The sequence below is a fragment of the Macellibacteroides sp. genome (assembly GCF_050251695.1).
Classification (GTDB): Bacteria; Bacteroidota; Bacteroidia; order Bacteroidales; family Tannerellaceae; genus Macellibacteroides; species Macellibacteroides fermentans.
Map to the genome: position 1 here is coordinate 1 of NZ_JBFWMI010000145.1, position 4,781 is coordinate 4,781.

Consider the following 4,781-nt stretch of genomic DNA (forward strand, 5'->3'; position numbering starts at 1 on the left):
ATATGGTCATCCTTAAGTTCGTCAAAACTTTTTCCTTCTGCTTTTGCTATCAAAGCAGACAGTTGGTCAGGAACCTGATGTCCGAAATAATTGGTGGCCATAGAGATCAGAATGGTTGCTTCCGTCGCATCGGTTATGGTAAGTGAGCTATCGGAAGTCACGATGTCACCGTTCTGAGGAAGGATTACACGTACACGTGCCCCATAAAGCGGCCCTGCGGCGTCCGTTCCACTGGCTAATTCTCCCTGCATGATCAGGTCGTTTCCTTCCGTTGAAACCCGGTAACGTTCGGGACGGTTCATCTTTATGGTAAAACCAAGTTTACTTTTTTCGCTGGCAGACAAATGGATCACCCCTAAATCGTCGGCAAAAGAGGTAAATACTTCCCTCGCATACAGCACATTTCCTCTTTTAAAAGAGGTTGATGCAACCGCATCATTCAGATTGAGCGTCCGTTTATATTGTGAAATAGTATCTGTTTCATTGGGATACTGGTATTCAATTACCAGATTACCCAGAAGCTGGTAACTTCCATAAGGCGTATCGGCACCATTTCCCTGACCGCTTCCAAGGCCTTTGCACACAAAGGTTTTATACATCAGAGACTGTGCCTCGTCGTTTTTCCCTTCAAACAACAGCTTCCGGATCTGAGCAAGCGATTTGTAGGCTTCCGGATTATCTGTGTCCTGTTTACTTCCGGACCACATGGAAATTTCATTGAGAACAATGTTTTCTTTGTTTATTTGTCCATCCGGCATCAATCCAATCCTTCCATTTCCCAAAGGCAGCGTTTCTTCCCATACTTTTGCCGGTTTATCAAAAAAATAACTCCAGCTTTTACCCGGAGGTGCTTCCATTTGTTTACATCCGCCCGAAACTATCATAACAGCGGATAAGATTAGTAAGATTGTTTTTTTCATGACTTATGTTTTCTGTTACTCCTAAACAAAATATTTACACACAGCAGATCCTCAGAACTGCTGCATGTCACAAAGCTTCTTATAGAAGCCGTCCAATACCAGCAATGCATCATGTGTGCCCCGTTCTACAATTTCGCCGCCGTGCATCACGCATATTTCATCTGCATTGCGAATGGTAGATAAGCGGTGCGCTATCACAATCGTGGTACGATTCTTCATCAGGTTCTCAAGGGCTTCCTGTACCAGTCGTTCCGACTCGGTATCCAAAGCAGAGGTAGCCTCATCCAGGATTAAAATGGGAGGATTCTTTAGTATGGCACGGGCAATACTTATGCGTTGTCGCTGGCCACCCGACAATTTGCCCCCTCTATCGCCAATATTAGTTTCGTATCCCTGTTCGCTTGCCATGATAAATTCATGTGCATTGGCAATCCTGGCTGCCTCTTTAACCTGCTCCAATGTTGCATTTTTCACCCCGAAAGAGATATTATTGAAGAACGAATCATTGAAAAGGATGGCCTCCTGGTTTACATTACCCATCAACCCGCGTAAATCATACAACGTACTTTCACGGATATCCGTTCCATCAATGGTAATAGAACCTTCGTTAACGTCGTAAAAGCGAGGCAGGAGGTCGACCAACGTACTTTTTCCCGAACCCGACTGACCTACCAGGGCCACAGTCTTTCCTTTAGGGATGGTCAGATTTACATTTTTAAGCACCCAGTCGTTCTGATATTTGAACCATACATTCTTATATTCTATCTGCTTTTGCAAGGAAATTGGTTTCGGATCTATCGGATCATTGATATCACTTTCTGCTTTCAGTATCTTATCCACACGCTCCATGGATGCCAATCCTTTCTGTATGGCATAGACCGATTTGGATAAATCCTTTGCAGGATTGATAATACTATAGAAAATTACCAGGTAATAAATAAATGTGGGAGCATCGATGGGGCTATTATTGGCCAGAATCAATGTTCCTCCGTACCATAACACAATCACAATGGTTGCTGTTCCCAAAAACTCACTCATGGGGTGTGCCATTTGTTGGCGGCGGTATATTTTCATCGTTGTACGACGAAATATATCATTACTCTTTTCAAATCTGTTCCTTATTTTACTTTCTGCATTAAAAGCTTTGATGATACGGAGACCGCTTAACGTCTCTTCGATCTGCGACATCAAATCGCCCCACTGCTGCTGTCCGAGTAACGATTTGCGTTTTAATTTTTTCCCCACCTGTCCCATAATGTAACCAGCCAAGGGCAAAAGAACAAGTACGAAAACGGTTAGTTGCCAGCTGATCAGGATCATCCCGGTGAGGTAAATAAATATTAGAATAGGATTCTTAAAGAGCATATCCAGCGAACTCATGATCGAGTTCTCAATCTCGTTCACATCTCCCGAAATTCGGGCAATGATATCCCCTTTTCGCTCTTCAGAAAAGAATCCAAGGGGTAATTGCGTAATTTTATTATTGATCTGATTTCGTATATCTCTCACAACTCCTGTACGGATGGGTATCATATGGAAGAATGCCAGATACATGGTAGCCACCTTTAGAAAAGTCATTATCACAAGGAATACTCCCAACACGATAAGTGTAAATGATCCGCCCTCGGTCTCGATCAGATTGGTAATATACCAAAAGAAATTATTCTTTCCAGCCTCTGCCAGCCCTTTCCACGATTCCCATGATGAAGGTTCAAAACTCCATGGCGTATAAGTGTATACCTCTTCGTTTATCTTAAAAAGAATCTGAAGAATAGGAATAATCAATGCAAATGAAAATAAATTAAGTATCGCCGACAGAACATTAAATACAATGTTCCATACCATATTCGATTTATAGGGAGGCACAAAACGTTGGAGTATCCGTATGAATTCTTTCATGTTTTACATATGTTTAAATTGGGCGCAAGGTACTCATAATCCTTTTATCGGACAATATCAACCCTGCGAATCTGCTACAATATAAACATTTAGGGATAAGTTTACATAACTATTTTGAGTATATTGTCAATTAATAGTATCTTAGTGGCAAAATAACACCAAGTATTTTTAAACTTAAAACTCATAACATGAAACACGGATTCCTTATCTATCTATTATTTGCATTTTGTCTGGTCACCAACGGGCAAGAAACCAGAAACATACTATCGGGCGATTATACCGAGCTAACAGACACAAAGCCGGTTGATAAAGAGGCCTGGGATAAACAACCGGGTAAACCTCAACTCAGATGGGGATCAACAGATGTAAGATACAGTAAGCTGAATGTTCCTTCGGTAAATAAAACACAACGTTTGCGTATCTCAGGCTGGAAAGGCGAGCGTGTAAATGCACAAGCTATTCTGTGGACGACCAATAACCTTGAGAAAGTAAGCCTATCGGTATCCGACCTTACCAACGGGAAATCGGTTATTCCCGCGTCGGTTATCCGAACTAACTTTGTACGTTATGTTATGACAGACGAACTCAACAAAGATGGAAAAGGCGGTTGCGGACACCGTCCGGTTAAAGCCGATTGGGACTCGTCTGTTGTTGCCGATGTGTTGGATATTATCAAGGTAAAGGACGTAAACGCCCGTTCTGCCCAGCCAATATGGATAAACACATGGATTCCTGAAAATACAAAACCAGGCGTATACAAAGGTACGGTAACCCTTACTTACAATACCTCGTCGGCCCTCACCCTCAATCTTGAAGTAGAGGTTCTAAACCGGACCTTACCTGCACCCAAAAACTGGGCTTTCCATTTGGATTTGTGGCAAAATCCCTATTCGGTTGCCCGATACCACCAAGTTCCGCTATGGAGCAAAGAGCATTTCGATGCCATGCTTCCGGTAATGAAGACACTGGCCGATGCCGGACAAAAAGTAATTACCACCACCATTATGCACAAACCCTGGAACGGACAAACGGAAGATCATTTCGACAGTATGATCTTCAGAATGAAAAAGATGGACGGAACCTGGGAATTCAGGTACGATGTTTTCGATAAATGGGTGAATTTCATGATGAACGAGGTAGGAATAGACAAACAGATAAACTGCTATACCCTAATTCCCTGGGCATTGCGCTTCGATTACTTCGACCAGGCCACCAACCGTATTCAATTTATTGAGGCAAAACCGGGAGATAAGGCATACGAAGACTATTGGGGACCGTTTCTGAAAGATTTTGCCCGACATCTGAAATCGAAAGGATGGTTCGACAAAACGACTATCGCCATGGATGAAAGAGGACTTGATGCCATGCAGGAGGCTATTAAGGTGATTAAAAATGCAGATCCTGACTTCAAGATATCGCTGGCAGGAAATTACCATCCGGAGATAGAAAAAGATTTATACGATTTATGTCTCGCCTTCGGACACAACTTCCCGGCCGATGTGAAAGCCAGAAGAGATAAAGAAGGTAAAATAAGTACCGTGTACACCTGCTGTGCCGAAGCCTTGCCAAACACATTCACCTTCTCTCCTCCGGCAGAGGCAACCTGGATCGGCTGGCATGCCATGGCCGGAAACTATGACGGTTATCTACGCTGGGCCTACAACAGCTGGACCAAAGAGCCCTTGCTGGACTCTCGTTTCCGGAGCTGGGCTGCGGGCGACTGCTACATTGTATATCCGGAAAACAGATCAAGCATCCGTATGGAAAAACTGATCGAAGGAATTCAGGACTACGAAAAGATAAACATTCTGAAGGAAGAATTCAAGAACAAGAATAACAAGAGCAAGCTTGAAAAGTTGAATACCCTTGTTTCTTCATTCACCCCCGAAGGTCTTACCAAGGCTGATCCTACCCAGGCGGTTCAACAGGCAAGAACGGAACTGAATAAATTCTAAAAAATAA

3 protein-coding genes are annotated in these 4,781 nt (G+C 43.1%); 1 reads left to right on the forward strand and 2 read right to left on the reverse strand.

The genetic code is table 11. The features are described 5' to 3' along the window. Together AB7E53_RS14110 and AB7E53_RS14115 are read right to left on the reverse strand one after the other, a co-directional pair. A partial coding sequence (locus AB7E53_RS14110; RefSeq protein ID WP_446776393.1) for a glycoside hydrolase family 95 protein occupies positions 1-920 on the reverse strand: 920 nt, incomplete at its 3' end. A gap of 51 nt (positions 921-971) precedes the next feature. Continuing rightward, positions 972-2,819 carry an ABC transporter ATP-binding protein gene (locus AB7E53_RS14115; RefSeq protein WP_446776395.1) on the reverse strand — a complete coding sequence of 616 codons (1,848 nt, stop codon included), beginning with the start codon at positions 2,817-2,819 and terminating at the stop codon, positions 972-974. Between the two features lie 188 nt (positions 2,820-3,007). Here AB7E53_RS14115 and AB7E53_RS14120 point away from each other — a divergent pair, with 188 nt between their 5' ends. Beyond that, entirely contained in the window at positions 3,008-4,774 is a 1,767-nt protein-coding gene (locus AB7E53_RS14120) for a glycoside hydrolase domain-containing protein (protein ID WP_446776397.1), read from the forward strand. Positions 4,775-4,781: the final 7 nt, after the last annotated feature.

Coding starts and splice junctions, on each gene's coding strand:
- AB7E53_RS14115 (WP_446776395.1), bottom strand. CDS start 2,819: ATGAAAGAATTCATACGGATACTCCAACGTTTTGTGCCTCCCTATAAA.
- AB7E53_RS14120 (WP_446776397.1), top strand. CDS start 3,008: ATGAAACACGGATTCCTTATCTATCTATTATTTGCATTTTGTCTGGTC.